18 protein-coding genes are annotated in these 20451 nt (G+C 69.3%); 12 read left to right on the forward strand and 6 right to left on the reverse strand.

Annotated elements, in window-relative coordinates:
- Positions 1-89: 89 nt before the first annotated feature.
- The 3 genes from F9B98_RS14725 (at position 90) to F9B98_RS14735 (ending at position 2573) form a co-directional block, all read left to right on the forward strand.
- Positions 90-290 (forward strand): cold-shock protein, encoded by a 201-nt coding sequence (locus tag F9B98_RS14725; protein WP_056229192.1) that lies wholly within the window; start codon positions 90-92, stop codon positions 288-290.
- Between the two features lie 169 nt (positions 291-459).
- On the forward strand, positions 460-2079 hold the full coding sequence (groL, locus tag F9B98_RS14730; protein WP_150958763.1) for a chaperonin GroEL: 1620 nt from the start codon (positions 460-462) through the stop codon (positions 2077-2079).
- 137 nt (positions 2080-2216) lie between these two features.
- The gene (locus F9B98_RS14735) at positions 2217-2573 is read left to right on the forward strand and encodes a hypothetical protein (protein WP_150958765.1); all 357 of its coding nucleotides are present in this window, start codon (positions 2217-2219) and stop codon (positions 2571-2573) included.
- Here F9B98_RS14735 and F9B98_RS14740 read toward each other — a convergent pair whose 3' ends face one another.
- The 5 genes from F9B98_RS14740 to F9B98_RS14760 form a co-directional block, all read right to left on the reverse strand.
- On the reverse strand, positions 2574-4250 hold the full coding sequence (locus tag F9B98_RS14740; protein ID WP_191966892.1) for a sensor histidine kinase: 1677 nt from the start codon (positions 4248-4250) through the stop codon (positions 2574-2576).
- A 133-nt stretch (positions 4251-4383) separates the two neighbouring features.
- The gene (locus F9B98_RS14745; RefSeq protein ID WP_055838218.1) at positions 4384-5076 is read right to left on the reverse strand and encodes a response regulator transcription factor; all 693 of its coding nucleotides are present in this window, start codon (positions 5074-5076) and stop codon (positions 4384-4386) included.
- Positions 5077-5145: 69 nt separating this feature from the next.
- Positions 5146-6795, reverse strand: a complete 1650-nt coding sequence (locus F9B98_RS14750; RefSeq protein ID WP_150958769.1) for a DNA repair helicase XPB — start codon at positions 6793-6795, stop codon at positions 5146-5148.
- A 47-nt stretch (positions 6796-6842) separates the two neighbouring features.
- Positions 6843-8570 carry a helicase-associated domain-containing protein gene (locus F9B98_RS14755; RefSeq protein ID WP_191966872.1) on the reverse strand — a complete coding sequence of 576 codons (1728 nt, stop codon included), beginning with the start codon at positions 8568-8570 and terminating at the stop codon, positions 6843-6845.
- Positions 8571-8574: 4 nt separating this feature from the next.
- Positions 8575-8856 (reverse strand): multidrug ABC transporter ATPase, encoded by a 282-nt coding sequence (locus F9B98_RS14760; RefSeq protein WP_150958771.1) that lies wholly within the window; start codon positions 8854-8856, stop codon positions 8575-8577.
- A gap of 106 nt (positions 8857-8962) precedes the next feature.
- Here F9B98_RS14760 and F9B98_RS14765 point away from each other — a divergent pair, with 106 nt between their 5' ends.
- The gene (locus F9B98_RS14765) at positions 8963-9346 is read left to right on the forward strand and encodes a cold-shock protein (RefSeq protein WP_150958773.1); all 384 of its coding nucleotides are present in this window, start codon (positions 8963-8965) and stop codon (positions 9344-9346) included.
- Positions 9330-9938, forward strand: a complete 609-nt coding sequence (locus tag F9B98_RS14770; protein ID WP_150958775.1) for a DUF3027 domain-containing protein — start codon at positions 9330-9332, stop codon at positions 9936-9938. Before F9B98_RS14765 ends, F9B98_RS14770 begins: the two co-directional genes overlap by 17 nt.
- A gap of 61 nt (positions 9939-9999) precedes the next feature.
- Here F9B98_RS14770 and serC read toward each other — a convergent pair whose 3' ends face one another.
- Entirely contained in the window at positions 10000-11121 is a 1122-nt protein-coding gene (gene serC / locus F9B98_RS14775; RefSeq protein ID WP_150958777.1) for a phosphoserine transaminase, read from the reverse strand.
- 99 nt (positions 11122-11220) lie between these two features.
- Between serC and F9B98_RS14780 the strand changes: the two genes are divergently transcribed.
- The 7 genes from F9B98_RS14780 (at position 11221) to F9B98_RS14810 (ending at position 20427) form a co-directional block, all read left to right on the forward strand.
- Positions 11221-11919, forward strand: coding sequence for a metal-dependent transcriptional regulator (locus F9B98_RS14780; protein WP_150958780.1), 699 nt, complete (start codon positions 11221-11223; stop codon positions 11917-11919).
- Positions 11920-12157: 238 nt separating this feature from the next.
- Positions 12158-13078 (forward strand): M23 family metallopeptidase, encoded by a 921-nt coding sequence (locus F9B98_RS14785; protein ID WP_225310367.1) that lies wholly within the window; start codon positions 12158-12160, stop codon positions 13076-13078.
- A 339-nt stretch (positions 13079-13417) separates the two neighbouring features.
- Positions 13418-13915 (forward strand): HNH endonuclease, encoded by a 498-nt coding sequence (locus F9B98_RS14790; protein ID WP_150958782.1) that lies wholly within the window; start codon positions 13418-13420, stop codon positions 13913-13915.
- 67 nt (positions 13916-13982) lie between these two features.
- Positions 13983-14540, forward strand: coding sequence for a cysteine hydrolase family protein (locus tag F9B98_RS14795; protein ID WP_150958784.1), 558 nt, complete (start codon positions 13983-13985; stop codon positions 14538-14540).
- Between the two features lie 89 nt (positions 14541-14629).
- Complete coding sequence (locus tag F9B98_RS14800) at positions 14630-15358, forward strand: hypothetical protein (protein WP_412177046.1); 729 nt, start codon at positions 14630-14632, stop codon at positions 15356-15358.
- Positions 15358-16902: a DNA polymerase Y family protein gene (locus F9B98_RS14805; RefSeq protein ID WP_150958788.1), complete on the forward strand. Its 1545-nt coding sequence runs from the start codon at positions 15358-15360 to the stop codon at positions 16900-16902. The genes F9B98_RS14800 and F9B98_RS14805 overlap by 1 nt, the downstream gene beginning before the upstream one ends.
- Before the next feature lie 39 nt (positions 16903-16941).
- Positions 16942-20427 (forward strand): error-prone DNA polymerase, encoded by a 3486-nt coding sequence (locus tag F9B98_RS14810; protein WP_150958790.1) that lies wholly within the window; start codon positions 16942-16944, stop codon positions 20425-20427.
- Positions 20428-20451: the final 24 nt, after the last annotated feature.

Genomic DNA, 20451 nt, shown 5'->3' on the forward strand with positions numbered 1-20451 from the left:
GCACGCGCGTCAACAATGCTCGCGAACCCCGATTCGGTGGCATCCCCCGTGCTTACGATGACCTCGTCGTTCAGCAACAGGAGATTCGCATGACGCAGGGCACTGTCAAATGGTTCAACGCCGAGAAGGGTTTCGGCTTCATCACCGTCGATGACGGGCAGGACGTGTTCGTCCACTACTCGAGCATCGAGATGTCGGGCTTCCGCGTCCTCGAGGAGGGGCAGGCCGTCGAATTCACGGTCGGCACCGGCCAGAAGGGCCCGCAGGCGGAGTCCGTGCGACTGGCCTGAGCGCTGATGGAACGCCGCGGCATCCGAGTTCCGGATGCCGCGGCGTTCGACGTTTCGAGGGCGGGACGTGGCTTGCACTCCCCAGGGGCGAGTGCCAGAATGAGTTAGCACTCGCTTTCGTCGAGTGCCAAAATCTGCAAGTCACCCGTCCGGGAGGGACGACACACTTATGGCAAAGATCATCGCTTTCGACGAAGAGGCCCGGCGCGGTCTCGAGCGCGGCCTCAACACTCTCGCCGACGCCGTCAAGGTGACCCTGGGCCCCCGCGGTCGCAACGTCGTGCTCGAGAAGAAGTGGGGCGCCCCCACGATCACGAACGACGGCGTCTCGATCGCCAAGGAGATCGAGCTCGACGACCCGTACGAGAAGATCGGCGCCGAGCTGGTCAAGGAGGTCGCCAAGAAGACCGACGACGTCGCGGGTGACGGCACCACCACCGCCACCGTTCTCGCCCAGGCGCTCGTGCGCGAGGGCCTGCGCAACGTCGCCGCCGGCGCCGACCCCATCTCGCTCAAGAAGGGCATCGAGAAGGCCGTCAAGGCCGTGACCGACGAACTGCTCTCCTCCGCCAAGGAGGTCGAGTCCAAGGAGCAGATCGCCGCCACCGCGTCGATCTCCGCCGCCGACCCCGCGATCGGCGAGCTCATCGCCGAGGCCATCGACAAGGTGGGCAAGGAAGGCGTCGTCACCGTCGAGGAGTCCAACACCTTCGGCACCGAGCTCGAGCTCACCGAGGGCATGCGCTTCGACAAGGGCTACATCAACCCCTACTTCGTCACCGACCCCGAGCGTCAGGAAGCGGTCTTCGAAGACCCGTACATCCTGATCGCGAACCAGAAGATCTCGAACATCAAGGACCTTCTGCCCATCGTCGACAAGGTGATCCAGGAGGGCAAGGAGCTCCTCATCATCGCCGAGGACGTCGAGGGCGAAGCTCTTGCGACCCTCGTGCTGAACAAGATCCGCGGCATCTTCAAGTCGGTCGCCGTCAAGGCTCCCGGCTTCGGTGACCGTCGCAAGGCGCAGCTGCAGGACATCGCGATCCTCACCGGCGGCCAGGTCATCACCGAAGAGGTGGGCCTCAAGCTCGAGAACGCGACCGTCGACCTGCTCGGCCGTGCGCGCAAGGTCATCATCACCAAGGATGAGACCACCATCGTCGAGGGTGCGGGCGAGTCGGAGCTGATCGAGGGTCGCGTGACCCAGATCCGCCGCGAGATCGAGAACACCGACAGCGACTACGACCGTGAGAAGCTCCAGGAGCGCCTCGCGAAGCTCGCCGGTGGCGTCGCCGTCATCAAGGCCGGGGCCGCGACCGAGGTCGAGCTCAAGGAGCGCAAGCACCGCATCGAAGACGCCGTGCGCAACGCCAAGGCCGCCGTGGAAGAGGGTGTCGTCGCCGGTGGTGGCGTTGCGCTCATCCAGGCCGGCAAGAACGCTCTCCAGAACCTCGAGCTCTCGGGCGACGAGGCGACGGGTGCGAACATCGTGCGCGTCGCCATCGAGGCCCCGCTCAAGCAGATCGCGCTCAACGCCGGTCTCGAGCCCGGTGTCGTCGCGAACAAGGTCGCCGAGCTCCCCGTGGGCCACGGCCTCAACGCCGCGACCGGCGAGTACGGTGACCTGTTCGCGCAGGGCATCATCGACCCCGCCAAGGTGACCCGCTCGGCGCTGCAGAACGCCGCGTCCATCGCCGGCCTCTTCCTCACGACCGAGGCCGTCGTCGCCGACAAGCCGGAGAAGACCCCCGCGCCCGCGGGTGACCCGACCGGTGGCATGGACTTCTGATCCACGCTGACGCCTGAGAACGCCCCCTCCTTCGGGAGGGGGCGTTCTTCGTTGTGGGGGATGGGGTGACATGCGACGGAGGGTGAGATCTCTCATCTCTGATTCAGGTCATGGGGTCGGGGACTACGATCACCCGAGTGACAGACCTCTTCTCTTCTCGTGAAGCCGAGGCCTGCGTCGAAGGTGCTGATTCCGGGAGAAAAAATCACGCGCATTTCCCCACTGTCACCCTCGGAGGACACTGGAAAATCCGCGTCACCCGCGACTTTCTCGAAGCGGTGGCGGAGATTGAGAAATTACCCGACATTGACGCAACCACGAGTCCCTATTTGCTGACGCTCTCTCGGTCTGGAGTACGAACTTCTGCATTCGTCACACTTATTCCTCGCGCGAATGGCACGTGGAGCGCCACTATCGGCGATCTGCGAGAAAGCAGCGAGGTCCGCGAGACGATAGCGGGCTACCGATCCTGTTCGTGGCGAAACCCCGCTTGATCAGCCGTTCTCGGGTCGGTAGTTCTCGGGGAGGCGCTCGAGGGGCTGCGTCTCGATGAGCGCGTGCTCCTGCGCGTCCCGACGATCAGCGAGCGGAAGGGAAACGCGGAAGGTCGCTCCGCCGCCCGGGGTGTCGCGCACGTCGACCGTGCCGTGCAGAAGATCGACGATGGATGCCACGATCGACAGGCCCAGACCCGAGCCGCCGGTCTCGCGTGTTCGCGAGGTGTCGGCGCGCCAGAAACGCTGGAAGATCTGCTCGCGGATCTGCTCGGGGACGCCCTCGCCGTGGTCGATGATCTCGATCCAGCCCATGTCGGTCTCGGCGTCGACGCCGACGCGCAGGCCGATGGGGGAGTCTTCGGCGGTGAAGCGTCGGGCGTTGCCGAGCAGGTTCGCGACGACCTGACGCACCTTGTTCTCGTCGCCCATGACCACCGGGGCCAGGCGCGGCGCCGCACGGACCACACCGAGGGGCGTCGTGGGCGGTGCCGTGGTCCCCTCGGAGGGAGTGGATGCCGAGGGCTCGACACCCTCTTTCGGGCGGCGTCGGAGCCGGGAGAGCGTGGCTCCCGCGATCGCCATCGCCGAGGTCGTCGGGGCGGCACGGCGGCGGCCGTTCCCGCCGGCGGGTTTTCCACCCGCGTCCAGGAGCGGATCGAGGGTGATCGAGGGCAGGATCAGCTCGTCGCGGGAGGTGGTGTCATCGACCGTCACCTCGCGTTGGGGCGAGGTCACCCGCAGATCGAGGGCGGCGTCGCGCGCGATCGGTCGCAGATCGAGCGCGATGATCGTCACGTCGCGGCGCTCGTCGAGACGGGCGAGCGCGAGCAGGTCTTCGACCAGGGCCCCCATTCGGATCGCCTCCTTCTCGATGCGCTCCATGGACTGGGCGACGTCCTCATCCGAGCGGATCGCCCCCATGCGGTACAGCTCGGCGTAGCCGCGCATGGTCACGAGGGGCGTGCGGAGTTCGTGGCTCGCGTCGCCGATGAATCGGCGCATCTGCCGCACGGTGGCATCCCGCTGCCCGAGAGCTCCATCGATGCGGGCGAGCATCGCGTTGATGGCGGTCTTGAGTCGGCCCACCTCGGTGTCGGGGACGATGTCGGTCAGGCGCTGGCTGAAGTCGCCGGCCGCGATGTCCATCGCCGTCGTCTCGACCTGGCGCAGGTTGCGGAAGGCGAGGGTGACGAGCCATCGCGTGAGCAGAGCCGTGGCGATGAGGATGAGCAGAGCCACGAAGGCGTAGATGCCGATGTACGCGGCGACGATCCGGTCGGTCGGGGCGAGCGGCTGGATCACCATCTGGGTGTAGACGCCCGGATTGCCGGGCACCTGCAGGACGCCCACGCGGGCGAGGAAATGCTGGCCCGACTCGGGCGATTCGAGCTCGATGCGCCGGTCGATCTGACTGTAGGTCTGCTCGACGGTGAAGGTGGGCGGAATGTCGGGCAGCGCCGTCGTCGAGGTGCCGTTGTAGAACGCCTCGCGTTGACCGTCGGGACCGTAGACGACCACCATCGATCCGATCTGGGGCGCGTTGTCGACCTGCGAGAAGACGACGCGACCGTCGACGGGCGTCGTGGTGAAGATGCTGTTCGCGATGCTCCCCGCGGCCTGCTGGGCGAGTTGCTCGTCGAGGTTGTTCACCAGGGTGGTCCGCAGGAACACCATCGTGCCGATGCCCGCGGTGAAGAGTCCGATCGCGAGCAACGCCACGGTCACGCCGGTGACCTTGGTGCGCAGGCTCAGTCCGCGCCACCAGCGCGTGAGCGAGTCGTCGGAGTGCGACAGGAGGAGCCTCCGCTCAGGCGGTCTTGCCCGACTTCAGCATGTAGCCGAAGCCGCGCTTGGTCTGGATGAGCGGCTCGGAGGAGTGCGGATCGATCTTGCGACGCAGGTACGAGATGTAGCTCTCGACGATGCCCGCATCGCCGTTGAAGTCGTACTCCCACACGTGGTCGAGGATCTGCGCCTTCGACAGCACGCGGTTGGGGTTGAGCATGAGGTACCGCAGCAGTTTGAACTCGGTCGGGCTCAGGTCGATGGAGACATCGCCGACGCTGACGTCGTGCGTGTCCTGATCCATGGTCAGCTCGCCCGTGCGGATGATCGACTCCTCGTCGGCCTGCATGGTGCGGCGGAGGATGGCCTGGATGCGGGCGACGATCTCGTCGAGGCTGAACGGCTTGGTGACGTAGTCGTCGCCGCCGGCATTGAGCCCCATGATCTTGTCTTCGGTCTCGTCCTTGGCGGTGAGGAAGAGGATCGGCGCGGTGTAGCCGGCGCCGCGCAGGCGCTTGGTGACGCTGAACCCGTTCATGTCGGGGAGCATCACATCGAGCACGATGAGATCGGGTTCTTCCTCGAGCACCGCCGAGATCGTCTGCGCGCCGTTGGCCACGGCTCGCACCTGGAACCCGGCGAAACGCAGACTCGTGATGAGCAGGTCGCGGATGTTCGGTTCGTCGTCCACGACGAGGATGCGAGGAGCTGTCATGCCCTCATTATCGTGATCCGACCCCGCAATGTGCTGGATATGGAACGGAAAGCCGCGTGCTGATATGCGTTACGCGGCCTCGGCGTCGATTCCGTCGGCATCCAGGATCGTGTAGGCGTACCCCTGTTCGGCCAGGAACCGCTGCCGATTCTGGGCGAAATCCTGGTCGACGGTGTCGCGGGCGATGAGCGTGTAGAAGCTCGCGGTGTGGTTCGACTGCTTCGGGCGCAGAAGGCGGCCGAGACGCTGCGCCTCTTCTTGTCGCGAGCCGAACGACCCCGACACCTGGATGGCGACGGAGGCCTCGGGGAGGTCGACGGAGAAGTTGGCGACCTTCGACACCACCAGCAGGGGGATGCTTCCGTCGCGGAACCCCTGGAAGAGCTCCTCGCGCTCGGGGATCGGCGTGGATCCGGTGATCTGCGGGGCGTTCAGGGCCTCGGCGAGCTCGTCGATCTGATCGAGGTACTGTCCGATGATGAGCACACGCTCACCCGGATGCCGCTCGACCAGGCGCCGAGCCACGTCGATCTTCGCGGGGGCGGTGGCGGCCAGCCGATACCGGTCCTCGTCGGCGGCGGCGGCGTACTCGAGCCGCTCGTCGGCGGGCAGGTCGATGCGCACCTCGTAGCAGGCGGCGGGGGAGATGAAGCCCTGCGCCTCGATCTCTTTCCACGGCGCATCGAAGCGTTTCGGGCCGATGAGGCTGAAGACGTCCCCCTCGCGGCCGTCTTCGCGCACGAGGGTCGCGGTCAGCCCGAGACGGCGTCGCGCCTGCAGATCGGCCGTCAGCTTGAACACCGGGGCCGGGAGCAGGTGCACCTCGTCGTACAGGACCAGACCCCAGTCGAGGGCGTCGAGCAGGGCGAGGTGGGCGTACTGGCCTTTCCGCTTGGCGGTCAGGATCTGATACGTGGCGATCGTGACCGGCTTGATCTCTTTGACCTGTCCGGAGTACTCGCCGATCTCGTCGGGCGTCAGGCTCGTGCGACGCAGCAGCTCGTCGCGCCACTGACGGGCGCTGACGGTGTTGGTGACGAGGATGAGGGTGGTCGTGCGCGTGTCGGCCATGGCTCCCGCGCCCACGAGGGTCTTGCCGGCTCCACAGGGCAGGACGACGACACCGGAACCGCCCTCGGAGAAGGACTCGACGGCTTGGCGCTGATACGGGCGGAGACTCCACCCGTCTTCGGCGAGATCGATCGGGTGCGGTGTGCCGGGGGTGTACCCCGCGAGGTCTTCGGCGGGCCACCCGATCTTCAACAGCTCCTGCTTGATGTGCCCGCGTGCCCAGGCGTCGATGAGATAGCTGTCGGGGCTCGGGCGACCGATCAGCAGGGGGGCGATCCGCTTGTTGCGTGAGACCTCGCTGAGCACCGCGGCGTCGGTCGAGCGCAGGACGAGCTCTCCGTCGTCGTTGCGCTCGATGATCAGGCGCCCGTAGCGGTTGACGGACTCGCGGATGTCGGTGCTGACCGAGGCCGGAACCGGGAAGCGCGACCACCGGTCGAGCGTGTCGAGCATCGCCTCGGCGTCGTGACCGGCCGCGCGGGCGTTCCACAGACCCAGGCGGGTGATGCGGTAGGTGTGGATGTGCTCGGGTGCGCGCTCGAGCTCGGCGAAGACCGCGAGCTCGTGCCGCGCCGTCTCCGCCTGGGGATGCGCGACCTCGAGGAGCACGGTGCGGTCGCTTTGCACGATGAGGGGGCCGTCAGCCATAGCGTTCGAGTCTACCGGGGTCGAGGAGGACGGGGCGTCGGCGGCCGTCACTCGACGGGGGCGACACCGTCGATGTGCGACAGGGGAAGCGTGCGTTCGACGTCTGCTCCGCGGTCGCGACCGCGCAGGCGCCCGCCCCCGAGGCCGGTGGCCTCGAGTCGGAACACGCGCGCCGACCCGTCGGGGAGACGCACCGTGACGTCGATGACCGAGCGAGCGCGCACCGCCTGATCGAGCTCGCGCTCGAGCCACGCGGCATCCGAGTCCTCCGCCCCGGTGCGCAGACGCTCGAGGAGTCCGGCGTAGACATCGGCGGGGTCGTCGGCCGGCTCCTGCGGACCTGAGAGCTTGGCGCGCTCCAGCGCGCGCGGGCGGCCCTGCGCGTCGACGGCGATCGCGGGGTAGTGCGCGTCGGTGAGGGCCCAGAAGACGACGTCGGCCGAGACGTGCGAGACGAGCTCGTCGTCGTCGCGGGTGAGGGCGATGGAGCGCAGCGACTGGTCGACCTCCATCGACCGCAGGAGCGTTTCGTCGTCGGTCCTCACGCGCGTGAGGTGCGACTCGGAATCGGCCATGACGCGCACACGGCCGTGCTCGGCGGCGGTGCGTTCGATGACGTAGGCCAGCGGCTGGGGGAGGCCGGTGAGCGAGATCGAGGCGAGGAACTCGCGCAACGTGTCGGCCGTCTCGCCGGCGGTGATCGCTGCGCCGATGGTCGCGGCGCTGAAGCGGTAGCTCGAGGCCTGGGCGCGGGACTCACGCGCGGCCATCGAGCGCAGGCGCACGTCGAGATGCGGGGCGAGGGGGCCGGGTGCGATCGCCGTGAGGTCGTTCTGAAGGTAGACGCGGTCGACCTCGGGCGGGAGCAGTTCCCGCAGCGCCGACGTGTCGACGTCTCCGCCCTCGGCCAGCGGACGCGACCACGGCGTGACATGGCCCGCGGCGTCGAGGAGGCCCCATCGCACCAGGCGCTTCGTCCACAGAGCCGCACGGTCGGGTCCCTCGGGGTCGAAGGGCGTCGCATGGGGCCACTGCTCGGCGGGGATCCAGCCGCCCTCGGCCGACCGGTAGGCCCGGGGGAGGGCGTCGCGGAGGGCCTCGGCCGTGCGCTGCCACCGCTCCAGGGTCGGAAGGCGCAGCCAGTCGCGCCCCGCGGGCGAGACGAGCCAGGCGCGGTCGTTCGTCCCGAGCAGGCCCACCTCAGCCGCGAGCCCGACGAGGAGGTCGGCTTCCGCCGCGGTGGTCACCGCGCCCGCGTCGACGAGGCGACGTCGCTCCGCCGCGCCCAGCGAACCGGAGCCGATACGGCCGAGCGGGGCCTCGAGCGTCTGGAGGAGGATGTCCGCGACGGACGCCGCGTTGGTGAACACCGCCTCCGAGGCGGCGCCGGTGCTCTCGGGCGTCGCCTCGGTGCGGCGCGGGGGCATGGCATCCGGGATCCCCGAGGGCAGGATCTCGCGCGCCACCTCGACGACGGTCGGGAAGGGCACTCCGTCGTCTGCGACGAGAGCACGGGATGCCAGACGCTCGCGGACCGCGCCCGTCACCGCTCGCCCCTCGGCGGCGGCCAGGAGGGCGACGGCGTCGTCGCGGCCGAGGGAGGGCAACCCGCGCGCCACGGACGCGGGGTCGAGGAGCGCTGCGGCGGCGTCGAACATGTCGCGCCAGGTGCCCGAGGGGGAGATGCGGCGCTCGGCGAAGAGGAGGGCGAGGTCGGCGTCGCTGCGCGCGCTCAACGAGACCGCCAGAGCGCGTTGAGCGGAGGTCTCGGGCACGTCGTCAGGCCTTGTTGGCCTTGCCCCTTCGAATGAAGCTCATGATGAGCACCGCCATCATCAGCACGAACGCCACGGGCAGGGCGAAGAGGGGGAGGACGACGATGACGGGCCACGCTCCCTGGGTGAAATCGGTCACACCCGCGGGCTGAGCCAGGATCACCACGAAGAAGCAGATGATGGACACGGCTCCCAGGCCCAGCGACATGAACGCGAGGATGCGGTCGATGCGGCGGACGGGGACGTCGTCGCCCGGTGTGCTGCCACCGGAGGTGCGGGTGCTCATCGGGCTCAGCCTACTGCCTGGCGGCGGTGCCGTAGGCTGGAAGACCGGGATCCGATCGGGTCCTGCGTTCCGCCGCGCATTCGCGCACTCATCCAGCGAGGTGTCCATGCCCACCGGCAAGGTCAGGTTCTACGACGAAGAGAAGGGCTTCGGCTTCATCGCGACCGATGACGGCCAGGACGTGTTCCTGCACGCGACCGCCCTGCCCGCCGGAGCTCCCGCACCCAAGGCCGGGACGCGCCTCGAATTCGGTGTCGCCGACGGCAAGCGCGGCCTCCAGGCTCTCTCGGTCCGCGTGATCGACGCTCCCGTCAGCTTGTCGAAGCGTTCGCGCAAGCCCGCCGACGACATGGCGATCATCGTCGAAGACCTCGTCAAGCTGCTCGACGGCATCGGCGGCGACCTGCGACGCGGTCGCTACCCCAACGGGCCGCACGCGCAGAAGATCGCCGCGGTGCTGCGCAAGGTCGCCGATGACTTCGAAGCCTGAGCAGACCGTCGATGAGCGCCTGACCGGCGCCCACGATCTGGCCCTCGCCGCCCTGCACGAGATCACCGCCGCCTACACCATCGGTCCCGCGGCGGGATACGTCGCAGAAGACGACGGGGCGGTTTCGCTGCGCTTCCACACCCGCCTCGCGGGATACCCGGGGTGGTTCTGGACGGTCACGGTCGCCGTGGTCGACGGATCCGAGCCGACCGTGCTCGAGGTCGAACTGCTCCCCGGTGACGGCGCCCTGCTCGCGCCCGACTGGGTGCCGTGGGCGACCCGCCTGGCGGAGTACCAGGCGGCGCAGGCTGCCGCGGCCGTCGAGGACGACGAGGACTCCGATGACGAGGACTCGGACGACGACGATTCGGATGAGGACGACGATTCCGACGACGAGGACGAGGATGACGACGAGCCGAAGGCGCGATTCCACGCGGGCGATCTCGACGGGGTCGACATCGACGAGCTCGACGCTGGTTCCGCAGACGACGCCGACGACGATTCCGACGACGACGTGCAAGACGACGACGACTCGGACGAGGACGACTCCGACGACGACGAGGATGACGACGAGGGCGAACGCAGCTACTGATCGCCTCTCATGACGAAGGCCGTCCCGCCGATGTGCGGGACGGCCTTCGTCATGTCGGAGCTCAGGCCCCGGGCAGGCGCTCGATCGTGTAGTCGATCGCGCCGATGAGGCGGCGCACGTCGTCGGGCTCGATCGAGACGAAGGTCGCCACGCGGAGCTGATTGCGGCCGAGCTTGCGGTAGGGCTCGGTGTCGACGATCCCGTTCGCCCGCAGGCTCTTCGCGATGGCCGCCGCGTCGATGCTCTCGTCGAAGTCGATGGTGACGACCACGGGGGAGCGATCGGCCGGGTCGCTGACGAAAGGCGTCGCGACCTCGCTCGCGTCGGCCCACTCGTACAGGGCCGACGACGACTCGGCGGTGCGGGCGCCCGCCCAGGAGAGACCGCCGTTGTCGAGGATCCAGCCGAGCTGTTCGTCGAGCAGCAGGAGCGTGGCCAGAGCCGGGGTGTTCAGCGTCTGCTGCAGTCGCGAGTTGTCGAGCGCGTTCTTCAGGCTCAGGAACTCGGGGATGTAGCGGTCGGATGCCGCGAGCTTCTCGATCCGCTCGATCGCGGCGGGCGAGACGGCGGCGTACCAGAGGCCGCCGTCCGAGCCGAGGTTCTTCTGGGGCGCGAAGTAGTAGACGTCGGCCTGCGCGACGTCGAAGTCGATTCCCCCCGCGGCGCTGGTCGCGTCGATGACGGTGAGCGCTCCGGCATCCGCGCTCACGCGCTGGACCGCAGCGGCCACGCCCGTCGAGGTCTCGTTGTGGGGCCAGGCGTAGACGTCGACGCCCTCGACGGCCTCGGCGACCGAGCGCGTGCCCGGCTCGGCCTTGCGCACATCGGGCGCCTGCAGCCACGGGGCGGCGGCGGCCGAGGCGAACTTGCCGCCGAACTCGCCGAAGACGAGGTTCTGGCTGCGGTTCTCGATGAGTCCGAAGGCTGCGGCGTCCCAGAAGGCGGTGGACCCGCCGTTGCCGAGGATGATCTCGTAGCCGTCCGGCAGCCGGAACAGCTGCGACAGACGCTCGCGCGTGCTGGCGACGAGGTTCTTCACCGGTGCCTGGCGGTGCGAGGTTCCGAGGATCGACGCCCCGCGGGTGACGAGGGCTTCGAGCTGCGCGCCGCGCACCTTCGAAGGACCGCACCCGAAGCGACCGTCGGCGGGCAGGAGATCTGTGGGCAGTTCCACGTGCGACATGGGTCCGATTCTAGGGTCACCGTCGACGGCCGCCCGCGCTCATGTCGGAGGGGGTCGGTAGGCTGGAAGGACTTGCCGCGCGACATCGAGGACACCCGAATGACCGACCTGATCGACACCACCGAGATGTACCTGCGCACCATTCTGGAGCTCGAGGAAGAGAAGATCGTCCCGCTGCGGGCGCGGATCTCCGAGCGCCTCGGTCATTCCGGACCCACGGTCTCGCAGACGGTCGGCCGCATGGAGCGCGACGGTCTCGTCGTCGTGTCGGAGGACCGCCGGCTCGAGCTCACCGACGACGGACGCCAGAAGGCCGTCGACGTCATGCGCAAGCACCGCCTCGCGGAGCGGCTGCTCAGCGATGTGATCGGACTCGACTGGGCGTACGTCCACGACGAGGCCTGCCGCTGGGAGCACGTCATGAGCGAGCAGGTGGAGCGACGTCTCGTCGAACTGCTCGGTCACCCCACCGAATCGCCGTACGGCAACCCGATTCCCGGTCTCGACCAGCTGGGCGACGCCGCGAGCTCGACGTTCGATGACGGCGTGATCGGTCTGGTGCGTCGGCTGACCGATGCGGGCGGCCCCATCACGGGGACCGTGCGGCGTCTCGCCGAGCCCGCGCAGGTCGACCCCGAGCTGCTGCAGCAGCTCAAGGCCGCCGGGGTGCTGCCGGGTGCCCGCGGCGACTACCGATTCAACGAGGGTTACGTCCTCGTCCAGATGGAGGGTGTCGACGAGGGGCTCGAGCTGCCCGTCGAGGTGGCCTCGCACATCTTCCTCGTCGCCGAGAGCTGAGCGGAGCCGCTTTCCGCGATGCCAGCCGAGCATCGGCTGGGAGCGGTTACCGAAGCGTGACTTGTTCGTTATCTTCGGGTAGCCTCGGAAAGTCCACAGGCGAGAAGCCCGCCGTCGGACCCCTCGCGGTTTGCCTCATCGGCTCGTCGTCCGCGCAGGGTCAAGCCCGCACATCGTGCCCCACATTCGAGTGCTGACGAGCCAGCGTCCCCGAAGACGCAGAGGCGCCGGAGGAACTTTGGCTGAACACAACGAGCCCGCAGCGGACCTGCCCGAAGGTGCCGCGACGGGACCCACCCGCAAGAACGCGCGCGCCGCGATCACCCGACCCGCGGGACGCGCCCTGCAGACCACGGCCCCGGCGACCGCCCCCGTCGCCCGCACCGCTCCCGCCCGTGGCGGTTCCGCCCCGCGTCGCGTCGGCAAGCCCCTGCGCAGCGCCGTGATCCTCTCGATGGTCGCCGGTCTCGTCGCCACCGTTGCCATCCCGGCGTACGCGGCGACCATGCCGGCCGCCGAGACCGTGACGCTGCAAGAGATGTCGGCTCCCGACAACCAGTCGCTCGTCGTGGCCTCCGACGCCACCGCCGAGACCCTCGACCGCAGCAGCTACTCGGCCACCACGGCCGACGAGATCCAGAAGAAGAAGGATCAGGAGGCCGCCGCTGCCGCCGCCGCGGAACGCGCGCGCGAGCTGGCCGTCAACGCGTCGAAGGCGTCGACCTCCGTCAGCTCCATCGACCTGAACATGACGGCCCCCGGCTCGGGCGAGGTGCGCTGGCCCTTGACGAACTACACGCTGGGTCGCGGTCTCTGGGACTCGGGCTATCACCAGGGTGTCGACCTGCTCGCTCCGCAGGGCCAGCCGATCTTCGCCGCGGCCGGCGGTGTGGTCAGCGTCTCGCAGGAGAGCTACGGCGGGTACGGCGTCGCGATCGTGATCGAGCACGTCATCAACGGCCAGAAGGTGTCGACCACCTACGGCCACATGACGTACGGCAGCCGTCAGGTGCAGGCGGGTCAGACCGTCGCCGCCGGCCAGCTCATCGGTCTGGTCGGATCGACCGGCAGCTCGACGGCCAACCACCTCCACTTCGAGGTGCACATCAACGGTTCGGTCGTCGACCCGTACGCCTGGCTGCAGCAGAACGCCAGCTGACTTCTCTCTCGAGGCGGCGTGCCGGAGGACATCGTTCTCCGACACGCCGCTTTGTGTTTCCCCGCCCGGCCGACCCCGGGCGTGTCGCGGTGGGTTAGCCTGTCAGCGACGTCGGAAGAACCGAAGGGACATACCGATGAACACCAGCCCGCGCATCCGCACCATGGATGCGCTCGGGCTGCTCGTTCTTCGGCATCGTGTGATGGGATGCCGCGGCCTCGCCGCGACCTCTCAGGCGCTGTCTGCCTAGACAGCGCCTTTTTTCATACCCTTTCGCGCCTGCCGTCGTCGCGAGTCGAACATCCGAGAAGCCGTCTCGGCCATTCGAGAGGACGAGAAATGCGCACACTGGTGCTGAACGCGGGCTACGAGCCCCTCGCGGTCGTGTCGTTCAAACGAGCCCTGGTGCTCGTGATGAACGACAAGGCCACCGTCATCGAGAGCATCGACGAAGATCCGGTCTGGGCCGCTCGCGGCACCTACGACCGCCCGGCGGTGATCATCCTCACCCGCTATGTGCGCGTGCCGAACGCGCGCCAGGTGCCGGTCACCCGGCGAGGGGTCCTGCGCCGCGACGCCCACCGCTGCGGGTACTGCGGCAAGGCCGCGTCGACGATCGACCACGTGCTTCCCCGCTCGCGCGGGGGGAAGGACACGTGGGAGAACCTCGTGGCCTGCTGCCTGCTCTGCAACAACGTCAAGGGTGATCGCACCCCGCAGGAGATGCGGTGGGAGCTGCGTCTGACGCCGGCGCCCCCGCGGGGGTCGTCCTGGACGGTGCGCGGTGTGGACAAGAGCGACCCGCGGTGGGAGCCGTACCTGGCCTTGGCGGCGTGAGCCCGGCATCCGGGATCTTTCCATCGTCGGTGTGGTGACGGCGTGCTCCGGGTGATGGGATGGGGGCATGACACGTGCTCTTCTCGTCATCGACATGCAGCGGGGCTTCGACGACCTCGCCTTCTGGGGGCCGACGGCGAACCCCGACTGCGAGCGCAACGTCGCGGCGCTGATCGACGCGTGGCGTCGGGCGGGTGAGCCGATCGTCGTCGTGCGGCACGAGTCGGCGTCCGCCTCATCTCCTCTTCATCCGGATGCCGAGGGCAACGCGCTCGTCGACGTGGTCGCCGAGGCTCCCGCGGATCTCGTGGTGTCGAAGAGCGTGAATTCGGCGTTCTACGGCGATCCCGATCTGGATGCGTGGCTGCGGGAGCGCGGCATCCGGGAACTGGTCATCTGCGGCGTCCAGACGAACATGTGCGTCGAGACGAGCGCGCGCATGGCCGGGAACCTCGGCTACGACGTGACGGTGGCGCTGGATGCCACGCGCACCTTCGACCTGAGCGGGGAGATCCCCGGGCTGGGGCGCGTGACCCGCACGGCCGCCGAGCTCATGGCGAGCACCGCCGTGGTGTTGCAGCAGGGGGGATTCGCGCGCATCGCGGCGACGGCCGACCTGGTGTGAGACGCGGTCTCCGGCTCGATGTCGGAGGTCGATCGTATCTTCGACCCACAGGGATTGAGGGAATAGAACACATGTTCTAACCTGTGGGAGTGAGGGCGATCGTGAGAAACCAGGTACAGGCCGTACCCGACATCCATGCGCTGCGCGATCGCCTCGAGCGCATGCAGGGGCGACGCATGGACGCCCCCGTCCTACCGACGCATCCGGCGTTCTCGCCGCTGCTGCCCGGCGGAGGGCTGCGGCCGGGGTCGGCATACGCGCTGGCCCGCTCGGCCTCGCTCCTGCTGGCGCTCATGGCGCGCCCTTCTCAAGACGGGGCGTGGTGCGGGGTGATCGGCATGCCCGAGCTGGGCGCCGAGGCCGCCGAGAAGTACGGTCTCGACCTCGACCGTCTCGTGTTCATCCCCGATCCTGGCCCCCGGTGGCTCGCCGTGACGGCGACGATCACCGAGGTGCTGCCCGTGGTGGCCGTACGTCCTCCCGCCGGGTCGACGACCGCGCGCGGAGGCGCCGAGACCACGCGATTGGCCGCTCGGCTGCGTGATCGCGGGTCGGTGCTGCTCGTGCAGGGGACCTGGCCCCAGGCCGAGGCCGTGATCGACGTCGCCGACCCCCGGTGGTCGGGGCTCGGTCAGGGGCACGGGTATCTCGCCGGTCGTGAGCTGACGGTGTCCGTCACCAGCCGGCGCTCACCCAGCGCCCGACGCGCGCGCATGCTGCTGCCCGCCGCCGACGGCACGATCGAGTTGCTGGGCGCTCCCGCCGAGCGCCTCGCCCCGCGCGAACGCGGCGACTTCCCGGTGCGGGCGGTGGGCTGATGCAGGCTCCGACACGCAGCCTCGTGCTGTGGTTCCCCGACTGGCCGATCACGGCATTCGTCAGTGAGGCGGTCAATCCTCCTCGACCGGATGCCGCGGTGGCGGTGTTCGCCCACAACATCGTCGTCGCGTGCTCCTGGGCGGCTCGAGCCCAGGGGGTGCGCCGCGGGCAGAAGCGCCGGGACGCGCAGGCGCTGTGTCCGGGACTGCAGGTGGTGCCGGCGGATCCCGTGCGCGACGCGCGGGCGTTCGCCCCGGTCGTCGCCCGGGTCGAGGAGCGCGCCCCGGGAGTTCAGGTCGTGCGGCCGGGGCTGTGCGCCCTGCGAGCGCGAGGGCCCGCCCGCTACTACGGCGGAGAGCTCGAGGCGGCGCGCATGCTGATCCGTCAGCTCGACGACGACGGGTTCGCGGGCGTACGCGCAAGTGTCGCCGACGGGGTGTTCACCGCCGAGCGGGCGGCGCGGGCGACGGCTGCCGACGATCCTGTCCGCGTCGTCGAGCCCGGTGGTGCCGCGGACTTCCTCGCACCTCTCTCGATCGCGACCCTCGACGACGACGAGTTCGGCAGTCTGCTGTCGCGGTTGGGCGTGCACACGCTGGGTGAGCTGGCGGGATTGCAGGTCGAGCGGGTGCGCGAGCGGTTCGGCGAGAGGGGGGTGCGCCTGCACGCCCTCGCCGGGGGACTCGACTCCCAACCCGTCCAGCCGCGCACGCCCCCGCCCGAGCTGCACCGCGACGTCGCGTTCGAGCCGCCGCTCGAGCTCGCCGACCAGATCGCGTTCGGCATGCGCGTGGCCGCCGAGGAGTTCATCGCCCGACTCGGTGCACACGACCTCGTCTGCACGGAGTTGCGGGTCGTGCTCACGGGGGAGCGGGGCGAGCGTAGCGAGCGCGTGTGGCTGCACCCCGGATCGTTCGACGCCGCGGGGGTGGTCGACCGCGTGCGCTGGCAGCTCGCCGAAGACGCGCAGGGGATCTTCGGCAGTGGGGTCGCGGGCGTGCACATCGAACCCGAGGCGGTCGATGCGGCGGCGCATCACGCCAAGGGGTTGTTCGGCGCCGGCCCCGATGAGCGCGTGCACCACGCCCTCTCGCGCGTGCAGGCGATGCTCGGCCACCGAGGAGTCGTGACTCCGACGATCGGCGGCGGGCGCTGGCTCGCCGAGCGCCAGGTCCTCGTACCGTGGGGCGATCGCGCGGTCACCGAGAAGGCGCGGACGCGGCCGTGGCCGGGCAGCCTTCCCGACCCCCTGCCGGCCACCGTCTACCCCGAACCACGTCTGGTGGGGGTGACCGACATCGCGGGAGCGCCGGTCACGGTGGGCGAGCGCGATGTGCTGAGCGCGCCGCCCGCCGTGCTCGAGACCGCGGGGCAGCGGCGGCGCATCAGCGAATGGGCGGGACCGTGGCCGATCAGCGAGCGGGGGTGGGACGCCTTGCGCGCGCGCAGAGCGCACCGGTTCCAGGTGGTCGACGCAGAGGGGGGCGCGTGGCTTCTCGTGGTCGAAGAGGGCGAATGGCGAGCGGAGGGGCGTTATGACTGAGACACGATCCGAGTCCGCTCCCGGTGCGGGGGCGCGCTGATGGGCTGGACCAACCCTCCCGTGAAGTGGTCGGAGCTTGAGCGCCTGCTCAGCGACGCCCGGCGCCCGACCGGCGCCCCGCCGAACGGCGACGGCGGCGACAGCCCGGCGTGGTCGCACAAGCGCGGCGCCTACGTCCCGGCAACGATCGAGCGGCCGGCCGACACCGTGCCCTACGCCGAGCTGCACGCGCACTCGTCCTATTCGTTCCTCGACGGGGCGTCTTCTCCCGAAGAGCTCGTCGAAGAGGCCGAACGCCTGGGACTGCACGCTCTCGCCCTCACCGATCACGACGGTTTCTACGGCATCGTGCGATTCGCGGAGGCAGCCGAGCAGCGGGCCGTGAAGACCGTCTTCGGAGCGGAGCTGTCTCTCGGCCTCCCCGGTCCCCAGAACGGGGAGGCCGACCCGGTGGGTTCGCACCTGCTGGTCCTGGCCCGTGAAGAAGAGGGGTATCACCGCCTCGCCGCCGCCATCACCCACGCCCAGCTCACCGGGGCCGAGAAGGGGCGGCCGGTCTACGACCTCGAAGACCTCGCCGAGCGCGCCGGAGGCCCGAGTGACTCGCAGTGGGCGGTGCTCACCGGATGCCGCAAGGGGGCGGTGCGTCAGGCCCTCGCCTTCGAGGGCCCGGCCGGAGCCGCGCGGGAGCTCGACACCCTGGTCGACCTGTTCGGGGCCGAGGCCGTCTACGTCGAACTGATGGACCAGGGCGACCCGCTCGATTCCCGCCGCAATGACGTGCTCGCCGGTCTCGCCGCCGAGCGGGGCCTGCCGATCCTCGCCACCAACAACGTGCACTACGCCGCTCCGCAGAAAGAGCTGCTCGCGGCCGCCGTCGCCGCGGTACGGGCGAACCGCGGCCTCGACGAGCTCGACGGCTGGCTTCCCGCCCACGCCGGAGCGCATCTGCGGTCGGGGGTCGAGATGGCGGCGCGATTCCGGCGGTATCCCGGGGCGGTGGCGCGGACGGTCGAGCTCGCCGACGAGATCGCCTTCCCGCTGCGTCGGGCGAAGCCCGCCCTGCCGAAGCAGAAGGTGCCCGAGGGGCACACGCCCATGTCATGGCTGCGGCACCTGGTGTGGGAGGCCGTTCCGCGGAAGTACCCGAACCTGTCCGACGACGACCGGCGGCGCATCGAGCGCGAACTGGGTGTCATCGAGATGAAGGACTTCCCGGGGTACTTCCTCATCGTCTACGGCATCGTCGCCGAGGCGCGTCGGCGCGGCATCCTGTGCCAGGGTCGCGGTTCGGCGGCGAACAGCGCGGTCTGCTATCTGCTCGACATCACCGCCGTCGACTCGATCTTCTACAAACTCCCGTTCGAGCGGTTCCTCTCGAGCCTGCGCGACGAAGAGCCCGACATCGACGTCGATTTCGACTCCGACCGCCGCGAAGAGATCATCCAGTGGGTCTACCAGGAGTACGGGCGCGAGCGGGCGGCGCAGGTGGCGAACGTCATCCAGTACCGCCCGAAGAACGCCGTACGCGACATGGCCCGCGCGCTCGGGCACTCCCCGGGCCAGCAGGACGCCTGGTCGAAGCAGGTCGAGCGGTGGGGCGCGACGCTCGAGACGGGCGCGGACCATGACATCCCCGACCAGGTCATCGAGTTCGCGTCGGAGCTGCTGAAGGCGCCGCGACACCTCGGCATCCACTCCGGGGGGATGGTGCTCACCGATCGTCCGGTGGGCGAGGTGGTTCCCATCGAGCACGCGCGCATGGAGAACCGCACGGTCATCCAGTGGGACAAAGACGACGCCGCCTGGATGGGGCTGGTCAAGTTCGATCTGCTGGGCCTCGGCATGCTCGCGGCGCTGCAGTACTGCTTCGACCTGATCCGCGATGCCACGGGCGAGGAGTGGGAGCTGTCGACCCTGCCGAAGGAAGAGAAGGCGGTCTACGACATGCTGTGCCGCGCCGACTCGATCGGGGTGTTCCAGGTGGAGTCGCGCGCGCAGATGGGGCTGCTGCCTCGCCTGCAGCCGCGCAAGTTCTACGACCTGGTCGTGCAGATCGCCCTCATCCGCCCCGGGCCCATCCAGGGCGGTGCCGTACACCCGTTCGTGCGCCGCAAACTCGGGCAGGAAGAGATCACCTACGTGCATCCCAAGCTCGAACCGGTGCTCGAGCGCACGATGGGGGTGCCCGTGTTCCAGGAGCAACTCATGCAGATGGCCGTCGCCATCGGCAACTGCTCCGCCGAGGACGCCGATCTGCTGCGCCGCGCCATGGGCTCCAAACGCGGGCTCGAACGCATCGACTCGTTGCGCGAGACGCTGTACGCGGGAATGGCCGAGAACGGCCTCGTCGGGCAGGTCGCCGACGAGCTGTACGCCAAGATCCAGGCGTTCGCGAACTTCGGCTTCGCCGAATCGCACTCGCTGTCGTTCGCGCTCCTGGTCTACGCCAGCTCCTGGATCAAACTGCACTACCCGGCTGCGTTCCTCGCCGGTCTCCTTCGCGCGCAGCCCATGGGTTTCTACTCGCCCGCCACCCTCACCGCCGACGCCCGTCGGCACGGGGTGCAGGTGCGCCGGCCCGATCTGCTGCGCTCGAAGGTCGAGGCGACCCTCGAAGAGGTCGACGACGGCGCGGGCACGTCGGAGAAGACGGCGACGGATGCCGCGGGGCCGGCGGCGTCGACGGGATCGGCGCCGCGACGAGGCGCGTGCTCTCCGACCGGGCTCGACGCGTGCGCGCACGCGGTGCAGCCGCCGACGGGGGAGTTCGATCCCTCGGAGCCCGATGAGACCCTGGCTCATCGCCGCGACGGGGGGTTCGCCGTGCGTCTCGGGTTGGCCGGCATCACCGGCATCGGCGCCAAGGTCGCGGAGCGCATCGTCGCCGAGCGGGACGCCAACGGGGACTATCGCGATCTGCGCGACCTCGTACGGCGCACCGGCCTGGTGACGGCGCAACTCGAGGCCCTCGCCACGGCCGGAGCCTTCGACTGTCTCGGGCATACGCGGCGCGAGGCGATCTGGTTGTCGGGGTCGGCCGCGCTGGACCGCCCCGAATTCCTCCCCGACTCCCTCGTCGCGGTGCAGCCGCCGTTGTTCACCGACCCGTCGAGCTACGAGATCCTCGCCTCCGACCTGTGGGCGACGGGCCTCTCGGCCGACGACCACCCGCTCACCCACTTCCGCTCCGCGCTCGATGCCCGCGGGGTGCTGACCTCGCGAGAGCTCCGCACCTTCGAGACCGACAGGCGCATCGAGGTCGCGGGGCTCGTCACGCATCGCCAGCGGCCGGCCACGGCATCGGGAATCACGTTCCTCAACCTCGAAGACGAACACGGCCTGATGAACATCATCTGCTCGGTAGGGGTGTGGAACAGATACCGCAGGGTCGCCCGCGAATCGCCCGCGCTCATCGTGCGGGGGATGCTCGAGCGATCGGTCGAGGGAGTGACCAACGTGGTCGCCGACGGGTTCACCGATCTGCGCGTGGGTGTCGCCCACGCGTCGCGGGACTTCCGGTGATGTCGTACGCCCTCACTAGACTCG

Source organism: Microbacterium testaceum StLB037, assembly GCF_008763945.1.
Lineage (GTDB): Bacteria > Actinomycetota > Actinomycetes > Actinomycetales > Microbacteriaceae > Microbacterium > Microbacterium testaceum_G.